This is a genomic window from Hoylesella oralis ATCC 33269 (assembly GCF_000185145.2).
Classification (GTDB): Bacteria; Bacteroidota; Bacteroidia; order Bacteroidales; family Bacteroidaceae; genus Prevotella; species Prevotella phocaeensis.
In genome coordinates this window covers 1-19724 of record NZ_GL833119.1, presented here as the reverse complement: position 1 = coordinate 19724, position 19724 = coordinate 1, and the positions used below count along the sequence as shown (strand labels likewise).

At 47.2% G+C, this 19724-nt stretch carries 15 protein-coding genes; 8 read left to right on the top strand and 7 right to left on the bottom strand.

Features of this window, described 5'->3' with window-relative positions; genetic code table 11:
* Positions 1-41: 41 nt before the first annotated feature.
* The 5 genes from HMPREF0663_RS02900 to HMPREF0663_RS02880 form a co-directional block, all read right to left on the bottom strand.
* Complete coding sequence (locus HMPREF0663_RS02900; protein WP_004368654.1) at positions 42-917, bottom strand: DMT family transporter; 876 nt, start codon at positions 915-917, stop codon at positions 42-44.
* Positions 918-994: 77 nt separating this feature from the next.
* A complete protein-coding gene (locus tag HMPREF0663_RS02895; RefSeq protein WP_004368652.1) occupies positions 995-1570 on the bottom strand; it encodes a chromate transporter in 576 nt (191 codons plus the stop codon).
* Positions 1567-2115, bottom strand: coding sequence for a chromate transporter (locus HMPREF0663_RS02890; protein WP_004368649.1), 549 nt, complete (start codon positions 2113-2115; stop codon positions 1567-1569). Before HMPREF0663_RS02890 ends, HMPREF0663_RS02895 begins: the two co-directional genes overlap by 4 nt.
* A gap of 32 nt (positions 2116-2147) precedes the next feature.
* Entirely contained in the window at positions 2148-5897 is a 3750-nt protein-coding gene (gene purL / locus HMPREF0663_RS02885; protein WP_004368647.1) for a phosphoribosylformylglycinamidine synthase, read from the bottom strand.
* Between the two features lie 115 nt (positions 5898-6012).
* The gene (locus tag HMPREF0663_RS02880; protein ID WP_004368645.1) at positions 6013-7101 is read right to left on the bottom strand and encodes a 4Fe-4S binding protein; all 1089 of its coding nucleotides are present in this window, start codon (positions 7099-7101) and stop codon (positions 6013-6015) included.
* Between the two features lie 423 nt (positions 7102-7524).
* On the opposite strand from HMPREF0663_RS02880, the gene HMPREF0663_RS02875 reads away from it, so the two are divergent.
* The gene (locus HMPREF0663_RS02875; RefSeq protein WP_016665334.1) at positions 7525-8361 is read left to right on the top strand and encodes an OmpA family protein; all 837 of its coding nucleotides are present in this window, start codon (positions 7525-7527) and stop codon (positions 8359-8361) included.
* Positions 8362-8536: 175 nt separating this feature from the next.
* On the opposite strand, the gene HMPREF0663_RS02870 is transcribed toward HMPREF0663_RS02875, so the two are convergent.
* Positions 8537-9433, bottom strand: coding sequence for a serine O-acetyltransferase (locus HMPREF0663_RS02870; protein ID WP_004368640.1), 897 nt, complete (start codon positions 9431-9433; stop codon positions 8537-8539).
* Positions 9434-9590: 157 nt separating this feature from the next.
* Here HMPREF0663_RS02870 and HMPREF0663_RS02865 point away from each other — a divergent pair, with 157 nt between their 5' ends.
* From HMPREF0663_RS02865 to HMPREF0663_RS02840, 6 genes are all read left to right on the top strand, one after another.
* The gene (locus tag HMPREF0663_RS02865; protein ID WP_004368638.1) at positions 9591-10325 is read left to right on the top strand and encodes a helix-turn-helix domain-containing protein; all 735 of its coding nucleotides are present in this window, start codon (positions 9591-9593) and stop codon (positions 10323-10325) included.
* Between the two features lie 197 nt (positions 10326-10522).
* A complete protein-coding gene (locus HMPREF0663_RS02860) occupies positions 10523-12577 on the top strand; it encodes a TonB-dependent receptor (RefSeq protein WP_231375161.1) in 2055 nt (684 codons plus the stop codon).
* Between the two features lie 683 nt (positions 12578-13260).
* Entirely contained in the window at positions 13261-13626 is a 366-nt protein-coding gene (locus HMPREF0663_RS02855; protein WP_016665333.1) for a BlaI/MecI/CopY family transcriptional regulator, read from the top strand.
* Between the two features lie 20 nt (positions 13627-13646).
* On the top strand, positions 13647-15230 hold the full coding sequence (locus tag HMPREF0663_RS02850) for a M56 family metallopeptidase (RefSeq protein WP_004368634.1): 1584 nt from the start codon (positions 13647-13649) through the stop codon (positions 15228-15230).
* A gap of 18 nt (positions 15231-15248) precedes the next feature.
* Positions 15249-16298, top strand: a complete 1050-nt coding sequence (locus HMPREF0663_RS02845) for a tetratricopeptide repeat protein (RefSeq protein ID WP_004368633.1) — start codon at positions 15249-15251, stop codon at positions 16296-16298.
* 89 nt (positions 16299-16387) lie between these two features.
* Positions 16388-17155, top strand: coding sequence for a TlpA family protein disulfide reductase (locus HMPREF0663_RS02840; RefSeq protein ID WP_004368632.1), 768 nt, complete (start codon positions 16388-16390; stop codon positions 17153-17155).
* Between the two features lie 39 nt (positions 17156-17194).
* Here HMPREF0663_RS02840 and HMPREF0663_RS02835 read toward each other — a convergent pair whose 3' ends face one another.
* Positions 17195-18367: a site-2 protease family protein gene (locus tag HMPREF0663_RS02835; RefSeq protein WP_004368631.1), complete on the bottom strand. Its 1173-nt coding sequence runs from the start codon at positions 18365-18367 to the stop codon at positions 17195-17197.
* Between the two features lie 211 nt (positions 18368-18578).
* Here HMPREF0663_RS02835 and HMPREF0663_RS02830 point away from each other — a divergent pair, with 211 nt between their 5' ends.
* Positions 18579-19133, top strand: coding sequence for a sugar O-acetyltransferase (locus HMPREF0663_RS02830; protein WP_004368630.1), 555 nt, complete (start codon positions 18579-18581; stop codon positions 19131-19133).
* Positions 19134-19724 lie beyond the last annotated feature (591 nt).

The following is a 19724-nucleotide window of genomic DNA, read 5'->3' as shown; positions in this document are numbered from 1 at the left end:
TATGGGTTTGAAATTTAAAATACAGGGGTACGATATTGTGACTAATTCTTTAGAATTAGCAATACCACGGCAACGATAATGAGTGCGAAACCGATGCAACTCATGATGGTTAGCGGCTCATCGAATACGATGCAGCCCACGCTCATGGCCGTTATGGGCTCGAAAGCCCCGAGGATGGCGACGATCGTACTCTCTATTCGTTTTAGCGCCATGATGAGGGTAATGTTGCTTACTGCCGTAGGTAATAAGCCGAGGAGCGCGAGGTTGACGAATTGTTTGCCCGACACGATGGGCTGGATGCCGCCCTCCGTGAAGCTCGCATAGAGCATGAGAAGCAGGATTGTGAAGAAGAAAACGTAGAAAGTTACCTTGAGTGTGGAAAGATGGCGTACCTTCATGGCTGGAAATGTAACCATGTAAACGGCGTAAGTCAGTCCGGATAAGAGCTCTAAAGCTACGCCCGTAACAGACGAGATACTGATACCGTTCTCGATACCCGATAGCAGACAGACGCCTGCAACGGCAAGGAATATGGCCAAGGCGGTGCGCAGAGTGAGGCGTTCATGAAAGAATACGATCATCAGGATGGCCGTCCATACGGGGTAAGAGAAAACCAATGTGGTGGCAACTCCGCTGGGCAAATAGGCATAACCGCTGATTAACGACACGGCGGATATGGCATATAGCAGCGAAAGAAACATGATGCGCAACGATTCTCCGAAGCGAAGACGCAGCGACTGTCGGTTGTACATGAGTATAAGGAGCAGGATGAGTGCACCGAAAGTAAAGCGATAGACGACCAAAGAGGGCAGACGCATGCCGTCGGCAAGTACCGGAATGCTGAACAACGGGATAAGCCCGAATGCTGCAGCCGATATGATTGCCTCTGTAAAACCTCGGATTTTATTCGATTCCACGGTGTGAATTGTTTTGAATGTAGCTTTGTTTTTCTTTTTTAAATAGTGTGGGCAGTTGGCTTATAGGGCGGTTTTAATCAGTATAACAGGAGCAGTCCGGCGAATGCTGCATAGCATATCATCTTGATAGGATTGATCTTTAGGAACATTGTTCCGAAGAAAGTGGCGGCGAAAAGCGCAACGCTGATCCAGAATTGCCAAGGGTTCAGGCGCATCGAGCCGAAGTTCTCTTCATTTAAAAGCAGCAGTGTAGCGGCGGCAAGCAGTCCTACTACGGCTGGTCTTAAACCGCTAAAAATGTTCTGCACGGCAGAAGTATTCATGTATTTCATGAACATTTTGCTGATGAGAACCATCAAAATAAGCGACGGAAGCACCAAGGCAAAGGTAGCGACGGCGGAACCTAATACCGCCATGAAACCGTTATAGCCCGCGTTGTGCGTGGCAACGTAGCCGCAATAGGTAGCGGAATTGATACCGATAGGGCCCGGTGTCATCTGACTGACGGCTACTATATTGGTAAATTCTGCCGAGGATAGCCAATGATGATGTATCACAGTTTCGGTCTGTATCAGTGATAACATGCCGTAACCTCCGCCGAATCCGAACAGTCCTATCTCAAAGAACGTGATGAAGAGATACAGGTAGATCATGTTTGTTCCGTGGGTTTAATGAATTGTCCGTATATATAACCGCCGATACCCGCTGCAATGATGATGAATACAGGATTCACGCCGATAGCCCAGATGAGCAGAGCGCAGGCGATAGGTATCCAGCAGTTGACCAATGAGATGCCGGCACTTTTGGCTAAGTTGAACGTAGGAACGGCGATAAGCGCCACCACTGCAGGACGTATGCCGCGGAACATGGCGGCTACCCACGGCACATCAATGAAGCTATGGAAGAACATTGCTATCAGAAGAATGATGAGGAATGAGGGTAAGGCACAGCCCAAAGCCGTGCAAAGTGCTCCGCGCAACTTCTTTAGCTTGTAACCGATGAAGATACTGATGTTGACTGCAAAGACGCCCGGACAGCTCTGTGCAATGGCTATCAGGTCGAGAAACTCTTCTTTCTCTATCCATTTGTTCTTGTCGACCACCTCTGCTTCGATAATCGGAATCATGGCATAACCGCCTCCCAAGGTGAATGCGCCGATCTTAAAAAATATTTTGAAGAATTTCCAATAGATGCTCATTTGTCTTATTGTCTAACGAATATGGCTGTCGGTCAACATTTGTTCTCGATCCATTTCCTTGCATTAACGAAGGCTTCTATCCATGGTGTCACCTCATCATGGCATCGGTCGAGGGGATAATAAGCATTCTGCCACGGGAAAATTGCGCGTTCCAAATGTGGCATCATGGCCAGATGACGCCCGTCTTTAGAACATATACCGGCCACATTATAGTCGGATCCGTTCGGATTCCCCGGGTATTCGGCGTAATTGTACTTAGCTATAACATTGTAATGATCCTCGGGTTCGGGCAGATAAAAGCGTCCCTCGCCGTGCGCAACCCATATTCCGAGTTTGCTGTTGCTTAGCGATCCGAACATCACACTATCGTTCCGAGGGATTGAAAGACCGAGGAAAGCGCTCTCGAACTTCTGCGATGTGTTGTGAGTCAGGTGCGCACGGTGTTCGTGTTCGGGGTTGATAAGGTTGAGTTCCACCATCAATTGGCAGCCATTACATATGCCCAAGCTCAACGTATCCTTGCGTGCATAGAACTTATCCAGCGCCTCTTTCGCCTTCGGGTTATAGAGAAAGGCCCCTGCCCAGCCCTTTGCAGAGCCGAGAACATCAGAGTTTGAGAAGCCTCCACAGAAGACAGTCATGCGAATATCGTCCAATGTTTCGCGACCGCTGACGAGGTCTGTCATCGTTACATCCTTCACATCGAACCCTGAAAGATATAGGGCATAGGCCATTTCACGTTCGCCATTGGTGCCTTTTTCGCGTATGATGGCAGCCTTAATGCCGGTAGGTGTGCGGCGTTCAGGGGAAAGACGGAACTGACGGAGCATGCCTGTAAAATCGTTGTTGAATTTTAATTCAATGGGTTGTTTCTTGTAATTTTGGAAACGTTTGCGCGCCATACCGTTCATACTTTGGTCTCTGTCGAGCAGATAAGAGGTACGATACCATGTGTCGCGCAGCATATCAATATCGAAGTCATGGCTGAATTGCTCTTTCACAACCGTAATCTTGCGGTTCTGCGGTGTAGGATAGCCAATCTTGGCAAAGCCGATTCCACGGTCTTCGAAAAACTCTTTCAGCTCGTGTTTATGCTCATCGCTCACCTCGATAACTACTCCCGGGTTCTCTGCAAACAGCGTTTTCACAATGTCATCGCACGGTATATTGTGCAAATTGATATGCAGTCCGCCCGTCGTATTGGCAAAAGTCATCTCTAAGAGGGTAGTAATCAGACCGCCGGCACTAATATCGTGGCCTGCCATTACCCATCCCTTTCGTATCAATTCCTGTATGGCGTTGAAACAATCTGCAAAGTATTCCGCGTCTTTTACCGTGGGTACGTCGTCTCCCACCTTGCATAAAGACTGGGCAAAAGCGCTTCCGCCGAGCCTAAGCTCATCGAATGAGAAGTCTATATGATAGATTGAAGCATTCTTATCGTTGATGAGAACGGGCGAAACCACCTTCTTTATGTCGCTTACTTCACCGCCGCTTGTCACGATAACAGTACCCGGAGAAATAATCTTTTCGCCGTTCGGGTATTGTTGAGTGAGCGAAAGTGAGTCTTTGCCCGTAGGAACGTTGATATTAAGACGGCAACATAAGTCGCTTAGAGCCTCGACTGCCGCATATAGACGGGCATCCTCTCCCTTTTGAGAGCGGCATGGCCACATCCAGTTTGCAGAAAGTGACACGCTTGAAAGGCCGTTTGTCAAAGGTGCCCATACGATATTCGTCAGTGCTTCGGCCACACTGAGCACGCTACCCGCTTCGGGCGAGGCCAATCCTGCTTGCGGTGCGTGCCCCAGAGCAGTGGCGATACCGCTCTTACCGCGATAATCTAACGCCACTACACCGCAATCCGATAGAGGTAATTGTATTTCTCCTTGGCATTGCTGACGGGCTATTTTGCCCGAAACAGAGCGGTCTACTTTGTTTGTAAGCCAGTCTTTGCATGCCACAGACTCTAACTGCAACACGCGTTCGAGATACTCGTCCAAGTCGTTCTGCGTATATGTAACGTCTGCATAATGGCGTTCTACCGTCTCGTCACGCATGATAGTCTTGGGCGAATGCCCGAACATTTGTGCTACATCGAGGTCGAATGGTTTCGTTCCGTCGCCCTGCTTGAACGAGAAATGCGCATCTCCGGTGGTTTCACCCACTATATACATCGGCGCTCTTTCGCGTTCGGCAATCCTTTGCACGTGCTCCAGATGCTTCTCATCGATAAGGAGTCCCATACGTTCTTGGCTTTCGTTGGCGATGATTTCTTTAGCGCTGAGCGTCTTATCCCCAATGGGTAATTTCGTCATATCTACTTCTCCGCCGCATTCTTCTACGAGTTCGGAGAGACAGTTCAGGTGTCCGGCGCTGCCGTGATCGTGGATTGAGACCACCGGATTATTGTCCTCTTCCACCAAGGCACGCACAAGATTGTAGGCACGTTTCTGCATTTCGGGGTTTGCACGCTGTATCGCGTTCAGTTCTATGCCGTTTGAATAACGGCCGGTATCTACAGACGACACGCTTCCGCCGCCCAGACCGATGCGATAGTTGTCGCCTCCCACTATCACGATTTTATTGCCTGCTTGCGGTGTTTTCTTCAAACAGTCGCGCTTTTTGCCGTAACCTACGCCGCCGGCCAGCATAATTACCTTGTCATAAGCATATTTGGGAGCGTTTTCCTGCGTACTTTCCTGATGCTCGAACGTAAGCACCGAGCCGCATATAAGCGGTTGCCCGAATTTATTTCCGAAGTCTGAAGCGCCGTTAGAGGCCTTGATTAAAATCTGTTCGGGCGACTGGTAGAGCCACTTACGCACGGGCATAACGTTCTCCCAGTCGCGTTCTGTCGGTGCCTCTTCTGCGGGGGAGCCGACGGAAGCAGTGCGAAGTCTGGGGTAAGCCGTCATATATACCGCCGTTCCCGCAATGGGCCAAGATCCCGTACCGCCACCCATACGGTCGCGAATTTCGCCGCCTGTACCCGTTGCAGCGCCGTTGAAAGGTTCTACGGTAGTAGGGAAATTGTGCGTTTCTGCCTTGAGCGAGATTACACTTTCTATATCCTGCACGTGGAAATAGTTGCTTGTAGACTGGTCTTTAGGTGCGAATTGTTCGATTACAGGGCCTTGTGCGAATGCTACATTGTCTTTATAAGCCGACAATATCCTGCCCGGATTTTCCTTGGTTGTCTTTTTGATGAGGCCGAACAATGAAGATTCTTTCTCTACTCCGTCTATAATAAAAGTGCCGCCGAATATCTTATGCCGGCAATGTTCCGAGTTTATCTGCGCAAAACCGAATATCTCCGAGTCGGTAAGCGGCCGGCCGTTCTGCTTTTCTATAGTGTGTAAGTATTCTATTTCTTCAGATGAGAGCGCCAAACCTTCCGTCTCGTTGTACTCTTCGATGCTCTCAACATGCTTTACCGGTTCCGGTTGGCGGTCTACTTTGAATATCTGCTGATCCAATCCCTTATACATACGCTGCAACATCGTATCGTATACCGCCTTTTCAGAGCTTACCGGAAAGTATTCTTCTATACGAGAAATGCCGTTAAGACTCATGTTTTGGGTAATCTCAACGGCATTCGTACTCCACGGAGTAATCATTTCGCGGCGCGGCCCCACGTAGTAACCGTCCAAATGTTGGGCATGTAAGCACGTTGCATCGCCATACAGCCAGCATAGTTTGTCTATTTCGTCCTGATGGGGCTGGTGGTCGATCTCGGTGGCAATCACGTTTTCTTTGGGAGTTTTAAAGAAAAGAATCATACATATTAATATTTACGGGTGTTTAATTCTTGTGCAAAGATAGCATAAATTGAGCATATAGAGCTCAAATCGCATAGAAATTTTGATGGTAAACCGGCGATTTGAACTTTCTATATCATTTGGAATCCTGTGCTACCTTGAACAAAGTGCCGGTAGGACAGATAAACCTACAGTACGGACGCGGTACGAACACGGAGAGTATGAAGAACAGGCAGGCGAGCAGTAAGACCACCGTAGAGGCTGAAGTAATGATAAATGCCGAAAATATTTCGTAGTCCATCCACTCGAAGCCCACGCCTGCGAGCATCAAAAGCATCAGAACCGTCCAAAGTGCTTTGCGGAAGAATGTAAGCCGTTTCACGGTTTTAGCTCCCATCTTCCATTTCTTTACCTTTGCTTTTCCTGCCAAGTCTTGCATCGAACCGCACGGACAAATGTACGTACAGTAATAGTTTTTCTTGCCGAAAAGCGGGTAAATGAAGGCTGTAATTAGCATGACGATGGGGATAAATGATGTCCATACGTCTATTCCGTTGGCCATGTAATTCACGAAAACCGAGTAACTAAGGAACGTGCCGCACCAAAGACCAAGCACAACAACGTTCAGTATGAGTTGCAGGGTGCGGTAATTCTTGTTCTTGAAGAACCAAGGAAGAATGGCAGCCAGCAGCACTACCAAGAGTCCGGCAATGGTTTTGATGCTTAAATCCATCTTCTCGAAGATGGTAGGCATAACAGCTTTTTGCGATGCATATTGCAAACCGGCCCGCATGTTGCCTATTATAGCGCGCGAAGAGAACGTGGCTCCGCTCACTCCATCGACTTTTAGGGCAAGTGCCTCGTCGGTTTTCTTACCGTTCCACTTGGTAAGAAGGGCAGAAGCCTGCTCGAAGAAGTCGGGTGTTTCGTGGTTCGGTTGGGCTTCTACCTTATCTATAACGCCGTTTTTCAGGTAGATATTCAACGGTACTTGCCCCGCAAAGCCCGTAATATCCTTGCCTAAAGGCAGCGTATTGATAACAATTGTGCCGTCTGAAAGCACCTGCATCGTGTCTTTAACGGCCGCTGTTTTCGTGTCGGATGCCTCGGTTGTCGCTTTCAGGTCGTGCCCCAACAGCTTTCCATTGCGCCTGATAGCCACACCGGCCATCACTGCAATGCAGGTAAGGAGCATAAGTATCTGTCGTATTTTCTTTCTATTCATAAGTTCTTGCTATAAACTATTTGCGATTGCAAAGTTAAATATAAAAAGAATTTTAAGCATTCGTTATTGCTATTTTTAATATTTTGCCGACTTAGGTTTTGTGTTTTTTAACAACATTCTTTTTAGGAATATCAAATAGATGTGCCCCCTAAGCTGTTTAGATGTGTTGTCTAAGTTTCTTAAATATACTGTCTATGGCCGATGACTATATGGTATGCTGCTGCCGAAGGTAGTTTTGTAGGCCGGTAAATATGGTCGGTATTTTGCGAATGTATGGAAAATAGGCCTGTCGTACATGTTAATTCCGGATAAATACATGCCTGTGTGGTTAAATTATTCTAATTCAAAATAACATCTTAACCTATTATCCGTCTTATCTGTATATTTGCAACAATAATGTGTAACCATAAAACTTATAACGATATGATGAGAAAATATGTGTTTTCAGCGATGCTTCTTTCGGGCGTACTGCTTGTTTCAAGTTGCGCAAGCAAGAAGGATTTGGTGAATTGCCAGAACGAAAATCGGGAGCTGACCAATAGTTATCAGACTGCTAAAGAGCAGCTGGCCGCTTCACAGGCGCGCGTTTCGTCGCTCGAAGAACAGTTGGCTCAACAGAAAAGAGACTATGCCGCGTTGCAGAATTCGCTCGATAAAAGCTTGACGAATGCCAATCAGAACAACGTTAGTATAGACAAACTCGTCGATCAGATCAACGAATCTAACCAATACATACGCCATTTAGTGGAGGTAAAGAGCAAATCAGACTCCTTAAACATGGTACTTACCAACAATTTAACCCGCTCCTTGAGTAAAGAGGAGTTAAAGGAAGTTGACGTACAAGTCCTTAAAGGCGTAGTATATATATCGTTGGCCGATAATATGCTTTACAAGAGCGGTTCGTATGAGATCAACGATCGTGCGCAAACCACGCTTAGTAAGATTGCTAAGATTATCATGGATTACAAAGACTATGATGTTCTGATTGAAGGAAATACCGATAACGTGCCTATCAGTCGCGAGAATATCCGCAACAATTGGGACCTTTCATGCCTGCGAGCATCAAGTGTTGTGCAGTATCTACAGAACCACTATGGCGTAGATCCCAAACGTCTGACGGCAGGAGGTCGTGGAGAATACAACCCTATAGCAAGCAATGGAACGGAGGTAGGCAGGCAACGTAACCGCCGTACACAGATTATCATAACGCCGAAACTCGACCAGTTTATGGACTTGATCGATAAGGCTCCCGAAGAATAACGTAGCGGGTAAAGAAATTAAAGCGGTTGTCGCTTTGTTTTAGGATTTAGGTTTGTTAAAGTAGTTAAGGCGGTCGAAACCGTTAGTTCCCTGAATATATAACTGATGTGTATTGACCTTTGTGCCGACACGGGCACAGTTTTCCTTAACTGCTTTAACTTTTTCGTCTTCTTATTTATATCCCCAATCCGCCCGTAAACGATACATCGAGCGCCTTGCTTTGCAGTATTTTCGAGTGTGGGGGTACGCTGTTCGTAACCCAGATATTGCCGCCGATAACGGTATCGTGGCCTATCGTGATGCGTCCCAGCAGGGTGGAGTTGGAATAAACGGTTACGTTGTCTTCGATAATCGGATGTCTGGGAACGTTCAACGGGCGACCTATCGAGTCTAACTTGAAGTTTTTCGCCCCTAAAGTTACTCCCTGATACAACGTAACGTGGTTTCCAATCACGCAAGTTTCCCCGATTACCACGCCTGTACCGTGATCTATCGAGAAAAACTCGCCTATCTGTGCCCCGGGATGGATATCTATACCGGTCTTGGCATGTGCCTGTTCGGTAATTATACGCGGTATCACGGGCACGTCCATCGACAGTATTTCGTGGGCGACACGATAGTGTAGCATCGCTTCCACCACCGGATAGCAGAAGATAACCTCGCTGATGTTGCTCACAGACGGATCATCGTTGAAGATAGCCTCTACATCTGTGTAGAGTAGACGCTTGATCTCGGGCAGACGGTCTATGATGCGAAGGGCCATTTCTTTGGCATTTCTCTCGCCTGTTCCGCCGTTTTCCGCCTCTTCGGAGAGCAGAGCAAGGCAAATTTGTTGCTGCAACAGCGCAAACAGACGTTCCATATTCACGCCGATATGGTATGATCTGATGTTGCTATCGGTCTGTCTACGGTCGAAAAACCCGGGGAATACGATCACTTTAACTAACTCCACGATGTCGCGAAGCGCCTCTACGGAGGGCAGAGGAATGCCTTTTGCCGGCGTTGCACGTTCCTCTTCTTCCGAGACTTTCGATAGTATAGCTATGTTTTTTAGAAAGATATCGTTGTTCATATGCGTTGTGTTTGAGCGTTAAACCCTGCTGCAAAGATACGTTTTTCCTTGGTATATCGCAACCGTAGCAGTGCTTTTTGCTTGTTTTTTGCCCACTGAATGTAGGTTATTTGCCGATAATTCGCTATATTTGTAGCCGACTTAATACCTTTAGCTTATGAAACCTATCCATTCAGTGCTGGTGTTTTTTGCAATTATATTGTCGTCTTTTTTGGCGAGTTTCGGCAGTTATCGGCTCGCAGAGGCATCGATCGTTGCCGATATGAACAAGGCCTTGTCGCAGACTTTGGCCGAGAAACGCGACTCATGGATTACGCCCGACACCGTTCAAGCCTATAGAAATCACCTTTCCATTGCCCAGTTGAAAGACAAATCCATACTCTCTTACGATGTTTCCGGTACGGAGAATGTTCTTTGCAGCCAGCAAATGGCATGGAAAAACAACGATCGTACGATCCTTTTCCGTAGCTATGCGAACTGCTCTTTTATGACTGTATTCGGCATGTCCGACCAGCGTTTGCCGCTTGTGTTGTCGTTCTTGGGCTTTTTGTGGCTGTTCCTGTCGATGCGATATATACGCCGTCGCACCGAAAGCATGCTCTCTTTCGGCAGTCTTTCGTATGCTCTTGGCGAGCAACAGTTCTACGGTACCGGCCATAGACCGTTGAAACTTACGCCCATGCAGGAACAATTGATGCGGATGTTCATGCATTCTGCCGATCATAGACTGACCAAATCGGACATCTGCAAGGCGCTCTGGCCCAAGAAAGACGATGCTGCAGAAACGTTATACACCCTTATCCGTCGCCTTAAACCCGTTATCGAGGATAACAGCAACGTGCGGATAGCGGTGGAACGCGGTAAGGCTTACGAACTCACTATAGCGAAATAGGCCATATATGATTAGGTGACAGTGCGGCAGTTTTGAAGTAATACTATACGAATAAAGGCAATGCAGAAGCTCTGCATTGCCTTTTATTGTGTTATAAACGCATGTCGGATAAATGTCAGACAGTTGTCAGACAATATTTTCTTGTGCCGATAATCATTCTTATACCTTTGCTTTCGGAACAACAAACGAATGCAAAGATGAAGAAAAACCTTTTATTCATTCTCGCCATCGGTATGGCATTGCCGTTTTACGGACAGCAGCCGACAACCGTGGCCGACACTGTTACCTTAGGTGAAGTGGTAGTGCATGGCGCACATGTTATTAATAAAGTAGACGGACAGCAGATATTTCCCTCGCAAATACAGAAGGAAAAGTCTACTTCGGGCTACGGTCTGCTTGGTAAATTGGCACTGCCCAACATTAAAGTAGATGAGGTGTTGCACACCATTTCGGCAGATGGAAGTCTGGGAAAAGTACAGGTTCGCATCAATGATGTTATTGCCTCGCGCGAACAGCTGTTAGCTCTCGACCTGAAAGCCGTTAAGTATGTAGATTACATTCGCAGCCCGGGAGTACGTTACGGCGATAATGTGAGCTTCGTTATCAATATCGTTACGGCGCGTGCAGTGCGGGGATATGTGCTCGGAGCCGACCTCACACAGGCCTTAACCGCGCGCCTTGGCAACAATATGGCGTATGCCGACTTGAATTATGGCAAGCACCAGTTCGGCATAAGCTATTTTTTCGGTTACAGAAACCTTACCGGCCGTCGGTCAGAGGAGACCTTCCGATACTTGTTAGAAGACGGGAGCGTGTACTCCGGATGGCATCGCGACCTGTCTTCTACAGACAAAACGTTTGGCAATAATCTGCAACTTACCTACAGTATTGCCGACTCCAATCGCTACGTGCTGCAGGCTAAACTGACGGTAGATGCCGACCGCACGCCCGAAGACAGGCAGATGCGTCAGAGTATGCTTAACGGTGTGTCGGCGATATCCGAACTGAACAGTACCGATGAATCGTCGTCTCCCGCCCTCGACCTATATTGGCATGTAGCGTTGGGAGCCCATCAGAGCCTTACGGCCAATGCGGTGGGCACTTATATCCGCTCCTCCTATACCTATTATAATAAGGAAGATAGGGTGTACGAATACGGCGGAAAAGGCAACAGTTATTCGCTTCTGTCGGAAGCGATCTATGAAAACAGGTTGCGTCCGTTTACCTTCTCGGCCGGCTTGCAGTACCGTCAGAAGTACGTAGAGAATACTTATACGGGCGATATAAGCAAGCACGTGGGCGAACAGTCGGCCGACTGTTACGTCTACACCCAGCTTAAAGGCCGGCTGTATGGCCTGAATTACATGCTCGGCATGGGGCTGAGTCGCATTTATTACCGTCAGGCAGCCGACCGATACATCTATTATTTGCTGCGTCCGAAGTTCACCTTGTCTTATTCTTTCCTCAATGTGTTCACGGCGAAGTACGATTTCAGCATCGCGCCCCATGCACCCCGTCCGCAGTATCTGACCGATGTAGCCGTGAAAATCAATGCAATGGACATCAATGCAGGCAATCCCCGTCTGCGTTCCGCTAGCCGTTTAGAGCACCAATTCACTCTGTCTTATCAAGACAAACGCCTCTATTCGGAGCTGACGATGCTTTATCGTAACAATCACAACTGCATCATGCAGAGCATTGAACGCACCTCTGCAGGCTTTGTGTTCGCACGAAGTAACCAGCGTGCCATCAATATGTTGCTTTTGCAAAGCTACGGTCAATACGAGATAATCCCGTCGGTTTTCACGGCTGCATGGACGGCCAGCGTGATACGTTGCCTAAACTACGGCAACGATTACAAGCACCATTACACAGGTTTCAGTACTGTCTTGCGGCTCAATGCCTATCTCGGAAAGTTCGTACTTGCGGCAAGTATCGATAACGGATGGCGTTGGTTGGAGGGCGAAAACAAAGGCTATCAGGCCCCGGCCTACTATGTGTCGGGTACGTATAAATGGGGCAACGTCGATTTGTCGCTGCATTGGCAGCACTGCATGCAGCACAATCCGCTCACGATGCGTACGGAATTGCTCAACAGGTATGTCAACAAGACCACTTCGATACATCAACAAGACATCGGAAATATGGTGTCTTTTACGCTCACATGGCGTTTCTCGCACGGTCGGAAGTACAGAGAAATCAACCGAACCATGAAGAACAGCGATACCGAGTCGGGGTTGTTGAAGAAGTAAGGAGCATTCATTCCCTTCTTCCTTCCTCTTTGCAAGCGGAGGAGTATTGTTTGGAAAGCCATCAATGTATATCTTTTTAATGTGTTGTCAATAAAAGCGTCTCCCCTTGGAAAGGGCAGATTGAGCGGGGATTGATAACAGGTACATCTGCTAATTTAGTTGCGTATTATCGACAAACGAACCTGCCGTATGGTGCTTATCGTGAAAGTGAGTAGGTTTATTGTGCGTTGCGCTTATATTAGTTCAAGGGGATAGGGGAAAGAAAGTATTGGATAAGTGAAAAGAAGAGCACAATAAACGATAGCGAAAAATAATACCTGCTACTGATACACCTATTGTCTGTCGGACTTAAACGGTGCATTTGTCGCCGTTAGGTGTACTGCCTGTCGCCGATAAACAGGCATTCTGTTGGTGCTATACCTGCAGTCATCTCCCCTTATAAATGGGAGATTGAGAGTGGATTGCTACCTCTTTTTGTTGATAGTTTATCTTTTTATCTTACTTACGACAACTTCGTAATGATTTTATATTCATAGAAAAATATTTACGCTGTTAACAACTTTTAATCTTAAAGCTATTGCGTACCTACGAAATTTTCGTAGATTTGCAATCGAAAGGATATGATATATTCTTTTTATGCAGAATGTTTAACCGCTTTAGGAGCCCTATTAAAACACGGAACAATGGAGAAATTGACGATACAAGAAGAAGAAGCGATGCAGTATATCTGGCAACTTGGCAGCTGTACCATAAAAGAAATACTCGCTTTGATGCCCCATCCGCAACCGCCGTATACTACGCTTGCCTCGGTTGTGAACAACCTGAAGCGCAAGAAATACGTGCTTCAAGAGCGCAAAGGCAATACCTATGTGTATGCTCCGGCTGTGAAAGAGGCCGATTATAAACGCCACTTTATGGCAGGATTTGTACGCAATTACTTCCGTAATTCGTTCAAAGATATGGTATCGTTCTTTGCACATGAGGACAAAATATCCCCCGAAGAATTGCAGGACATTATCGATGAAATAGAAACAGGAATACGCAATTGAACACCTAAACATTACGAACGATGGCCATTTATCTGCTTAAAATCAACGTCTGCCTGATTATATTGTACGGCTTCTACCGCACCCTGTTCGGGCAAGACACATTTTTCGGCTGGCGCAGGGCCATGCTCATCGGCATCTATGCAGTGGCCCTGTGCATACCGTTGCTCAATATAGAAGCGCTAATCCGGTCGAACGAATCTGCCGTAAGTATGGCCTATGCTTATGCCGAAGTAGTTCTGCCTACGGTAACGGTACGGGCCGAGGCTCCTGCATTCTCATGGACGGCGCTTATGCAGGCCATCTATCTCGCGATAACGATGCTTCTTGCCGGCCGGTTTATATGGCAGATCGCGAGTATTTGCATGCTGGCGCACCGTTGCAGGGTGCAGACGATAGACGGAGTGCGCGTGCATGTGATCGATGGAAAGGGTAGTCCGTTCTCGTTCTTCGGCTGGATATTCCTCAATCCCGATGCACAGAGCGCCGCTCAACGGCAAGAAATCATTGTTCATGAGACCACCCATGTCCGACAGATGCACTCTTTAGACGTGCTGTTTGCCGAACTGTTCGCCGTAGTGTGCTGGTTTAATCCCTTTGTATGGCTGCTCAAACGCGAAATAAGAATAAATCTGGAGTTTCTTGCCGATAGCAGCGTCATTGCTCGGGGCAACGACCGGAAGGCGTATCAGTACCATCTGTTGGGGCTGACCTATCAAAAGAACGTAGCTACAATATCGAATAATTTCAATGTTTTACCCATTAAAAGACGAATAAAAATGATGAACAAACATCGTACACATGAAATCGGAAGGGCTAAATATTTGCTTTTTGCGCCATTGGCAGCAGCTCTTCTTGTGGTTAGTAATATAGAAACGGTGGCACGGAGTGTAAGTAACAGCCTCGAAGAGATGGAGACCGTGATCGGTAAGCCGAAGACGAAAGCAAAGAAGAAGGGGCATCCGCGCGTTGCAAAGGGCAATACGTCGGCGGTTGATGATAGAGATATCGGCGTTGCACCTGCGGATGATGCACAGAAGGCAGTCCGAAACGGTGAAACGGAGGTATATGAAGTCGTGGAAGAAATGCCTCAATTCGTGGGCGGGATGAGTGCTCTGATGCAATATCTCGGTACAAATACCAAATATCCCAAGGAGGCCTATGAGGCTCATTTGCAAGGAAGAGTTGCGGTAAGTTTCGTTGTACGGAAGGATGGCAGTGTGTCTAATGCCGAAATAAGTCGATCTGTGGCGCCTTCTCTCGATGCCGAAGCGCTACGGGTTGTACAAAGTATGCCGAAATGGACACCGGGTAAGCAGAACGGAAAGCCTGTTAACGTGAAATATGTAGTGCCGATAACGTTTAAAATGGGCGGAACAGAGAAGGCCGGAGGGCCGAATACGACCGATAGAAGTAATGTTACGGACAGCAAGACGACCGATGGAAAGACGGTAGAAGCTGCGCTCGGGTTCGATAAAGCGAAATATATCGTCGACGGAAAGCCCGTTACGATGGAACAGTTGAAAGAGCTATCTCCGGATCGCATAGAATCTATGACCGTCAACAAGAAGAATAACACCATCTATATTACGCTGAAAAAGGAATAATCTCTCTTAATTAAGGTCATGAGGAAGGCAGTTTTCCTATTGATGATGTGTGTTGTCTGTGCCCGAGCGGGTGCAGACAATCACGATATGGAGTATCTCGGCGACAGTTGTATGGAACAGTTCGACGTGCTCGGAGCACTGAATTGCTACGAAAGAGCACGTATGGAGCATGATTCCGACGGTCTGCGGATGAAGATAGCCGACTGCTATTACCTGCGCGGAGACTATCGCCGATGCCTCGAAATGCTGGGTGCAATGGCGGAAGATACGCTCTCGCACAAGGCTTTTCGCGAGAAGTTCTATTGCTATAAGCACCTTGCTTTGGGCGAAGAGCAAATAGTTTGCGGCGTTGCATTGGTGAAACGTTATCCTTATGACGGAGAAATAGCGGCGGAACTGGCCAAGGCTTACAACGCTAAAGGGCTTTTTGAGAAGGCTTTAATGCTCACCTTGCAGTACAATATGAGAGACTCGTCGAACGTGTTTGTAAAGAGAGAGCTTGCCAACTCTCACTTCATGTGCCGGAATTGGGAGGGTGCAAGAGAGGAATATGCGAAACTGATCGGGAACGGAGACGGCACTTTCGAGGATTATTATTCGCTTGCGATGTGCTTGTCGCAATTGAAAAAGCAGGCCGAAGCCTATGAAAATTACAAGAAGGCGGTAGAACTGAGCGCCCGTAAGAATGCGGGTGTGCTTTACAGATACGGTCTTTTGTGCATCGAAATAGGCTTTACAGACGAAGGGGCAGGGGCGCTTAACGAAACTCTTTCTATGCTTTCGCAGGAAAAGAGCATGCTTTTCGGCGTGCATAGGGCACTGGGCGAGACAGACGCCAAGCGCGGAAATTATAAATCGGCAGCCGAACAATGGGAAGAAGCCGTGAAGTATAATCCCGACAACATGACCATTTATTACAATCTGGGACAGGTTTACGGGGCGTTGGGCGATACGGACAGGCAGAACACAAGTTATGAGAAATTCCTACAAAAGGCCAAAGAAGAGCCACAGCCTTCAGCTGTATTGCAGCGAATGATAACCAATGCCAAGGCTGCATTGAAGAAATAGCCTACGTAGGTATTTTAAAAAAGGTGCATAGGTATTTTGAATTACGTGTTTGGGAAACACCGATTGCTTGCACATTTTACCGGTTGAATATGAAAAGAATATATATCATTACATTATTGTTGTGCGTTCTGTCGGCGACAGGGCGTGCACAGAAGGCAGACTCTTTAGTAAAATGCCGTTATTTGGTGAACGGTTTTTACTTCGAGTTCGCCCCTTTCAGCGTGGAATATTTGCCGATGCGTCTCTATTCGAACCGCGAACAAGGCTTGGCAGTCTTCGTGATTAATGCCGACAGACCGTTGACTTCCGACGATATGAAGTATGCCGTACCGCCCGAACGAGTACAAAATATCGACGGCATACGGAAGATGTTGCAAGACGGGAAAGAGGGATTTCCTGTGAGAACTATGGTGCCTATCGATCCCAAGTGTCCCAAAGTGGGCGATAAAGTGCCCCGTTTCGAAGTGAAAGATATAGAAGGTAACAGCTATACAGAGGGCAACACGGCGGGCAAACCGTTGGTTCTGAACTTCTGGTACACGGGCTGCGGGCCTTGTATACGGGAGATGCCGGAGATCAGCAAGTGGCTCGCAGCGGTGCCGGACGCACGGTATCTTGCCGTTACCTATAATAAGAAAGACGAAATAATGGATATTGTAACGCGCCAAGGGTTCAAATTCAAGCAGGTTGCAGCCGACAGGCAGCTGAACGAGATATTCAAGGTAAAATCGTTTCCCACCACGGTTCTGATCGATAAAAAGGGCATTATCCGCATGATTATGTACGGCACGAACCGGCAAAAACGCGATATGCTGCTTACGAAATTAAGGGAAATAGCGGCCGAACCGGCGGTGTAGCGGTGGCAGACGAGGGAATGAACGCGTGCAGACCGACTGTTAATCGATGCTGATATATACCTCTCGCTGCATTCCGTTGCGGGTGATGATGTGCAATTTATAGTGCCTGCCCGAAACGAACGGGTAGGCTACGAATTGTTCGAAGGATGTTACGGGTTCGTTGTTTATACGTATAATCCTGTCGCCTTGCCGTAAGCCGGCCTTATACTCTGCACTTTCTTTGCGTACAAGGCCCACTGTGGGCATGTCGTCCTGCGGTACATAGGCGATATTTACCTGCTTATTGGCCACCGTAACGGTGTCGTTGCCGTTATAGGGACTGAAGATGATACGCTTGCGAAACGGATCGATGGTTATCGTACCGTACTTCAATATCTGCGCTCCGATACGTGAAGCGCCTTGAGTGGTAATGGCTTTCACGTCTGTAAAGGCGAAATTGCCCCATTTCAAACGGTCGAGATTGAGGAAAGCCACCTCGTCTTCGTGCTCCGGACCATAGCTCCCGATGGAGAGATTGCCGTAGGCGAAGCCCTCGACCTGTGCGTTTACCTGCTTGCTTTTGTAGACATGTTTGTCGAAGTTCTGCTTGTTCATGGTGTAAAGTTGCCTGTATCCGAGGTCGAAAAGTACCTCGTCGGTATGACGCATGAAAGGACTGACGTAAACATACGGTACGAACCACTTCAGTCGATACTTCAATTCATAGCCCTGTTCGCCGCGGAAAGCATCCTTATCCGTGCTGAGTATCATCATTCTACGGCGAAGATCGAGCTTCATGCACACGCCTTTGTTGATGAGATCGAAACCGATAACGGCATCACATTTGGTTTTCATTGCCGGTCGGGGCATCACCGAGGCCACATAATCGGTAAGAGTGATGTGCCCGAACGTAACGGGCGGCAGCGATACCACCCGCACGGTGTCGGCACGTTCGTTGGCATCGAGCGACACGATGTTGCCCAATTCGCGATACGAGCGGGTGCTTTCTCCCTCATAAACCGTGCCCTGACTGCTGCCGGTGTCTATACATAAGCGTTGCAGACGGCCGTTTATCGTGGCATTGAGATATATCCGATCGTCGATAATCTCGATGGGAATGGTGTCGCAAAAGGCATGCGGCGAGAGTGTGAAGCCCGTGTTGTAGCCGTAGGTTTGCGCTTCGGCCGGCATACTGCGGAGCAATACGAGGAGTAGAAGTAGTATCTGTTTCATTTTCTTCGGGCTCTTATTGGCGATAGGCGTATGGTGTATCTGCGATAGAGAGTCTATCTATCAGCGATAGACCTTAACTGTAGCGCCGGAAATGCTATTGGTAAGCTGTTCTTCTTACGCCATGTGCTGTTGTCTTTTCTTGTATCTTCGGCTGTTCGATAGGGCAAATGTACGAAAAATTTCGTAATTTTGTCATCAAAAGCTACTGCGAATGAAGACGGAATACGAAAAAATGATCTCGGGAGAACTGTATTGCTTTGCCGATGAGGAAGTACTTGCAAGTGTGAAGCGTGCTAATGAATTGTGCTGTAGGTTACAGACTATGACGCTCCATTCGCCCGATTATCGGGCTGTAGTCGAGGCGCTTATCCCGGGTATACCGACTTCTTCGAGCGTTAATCCGCCTTTCCATTGCGATCATGGCACGGGAATAACGATGGGGGAGCATGTGTTTTTGAATTATAATTGCACCGTTCTCGATGGCGGAAAGGTATCTTTCGGTAACTTTGTAAAGGTAGGTCCCGACTGTAGGTTCTTCACTGCGCAGCATCCGATGGACTTTCAAGAGCGACGAAAGCCAATGGAAACTTGCTTACCCATAACAATTGGCGACGATACATGGATCGGTGGAGGGGTGACGGTATGCCCGGGAGTGACGATAGGAGCCCGCTGTATCATTGCTGCAGGTGCCGTAGTGGTGCGCGATATACCCGATGATTGTATGGCAGCCGGTAATCCTGCCGTGGTTAAAAAGCATTTGTATTGACGAAATATAGTACTTATATAAATTATAGTGCTTATATATAATAATGTATTTAGTTTTATTTATTTTGATTTACATCAATATTCTTTAAAAATATCTTTTTTATTGTATCTTTTTTGTTGTTTTATTTGGCGGTTCGGTTTAATCTGTTTACTTTTGCGTTCGCTTTCCCCTGCTAGGGGTTGTGCATATTAGAAAGAGTTCTTTGACTAATTTACATAGGAGACAGAAGAAGTAGTACGAAAAAGCTATCCGTTATCATGTCTTTTTATTTATTATTTTGATGTGTTTTATGGATAGGGTAGGAAAATCATTCGACTTTGTCATTTATATCCTTGATTCGGGTTATATTTTGTCATTTGCATATCGTTTGTGATCCAATTTGAGCTAACTTATGAGCGTTTTAATACAGACATTTTAGGTATTTGGTGATATTCTTTTAGGTATTTAGGTTTTGCAGTTTATGCTGTTCCTTTTTCCTTTTTTTGTTTATCCATTTATACCTTAATTAATATTTTACAATGTAGAGTTTGATCCTGGCTCAGGATGAACGCTAGCTACAGGCTTAACACATGCAAGTCGCGGGGCATCATG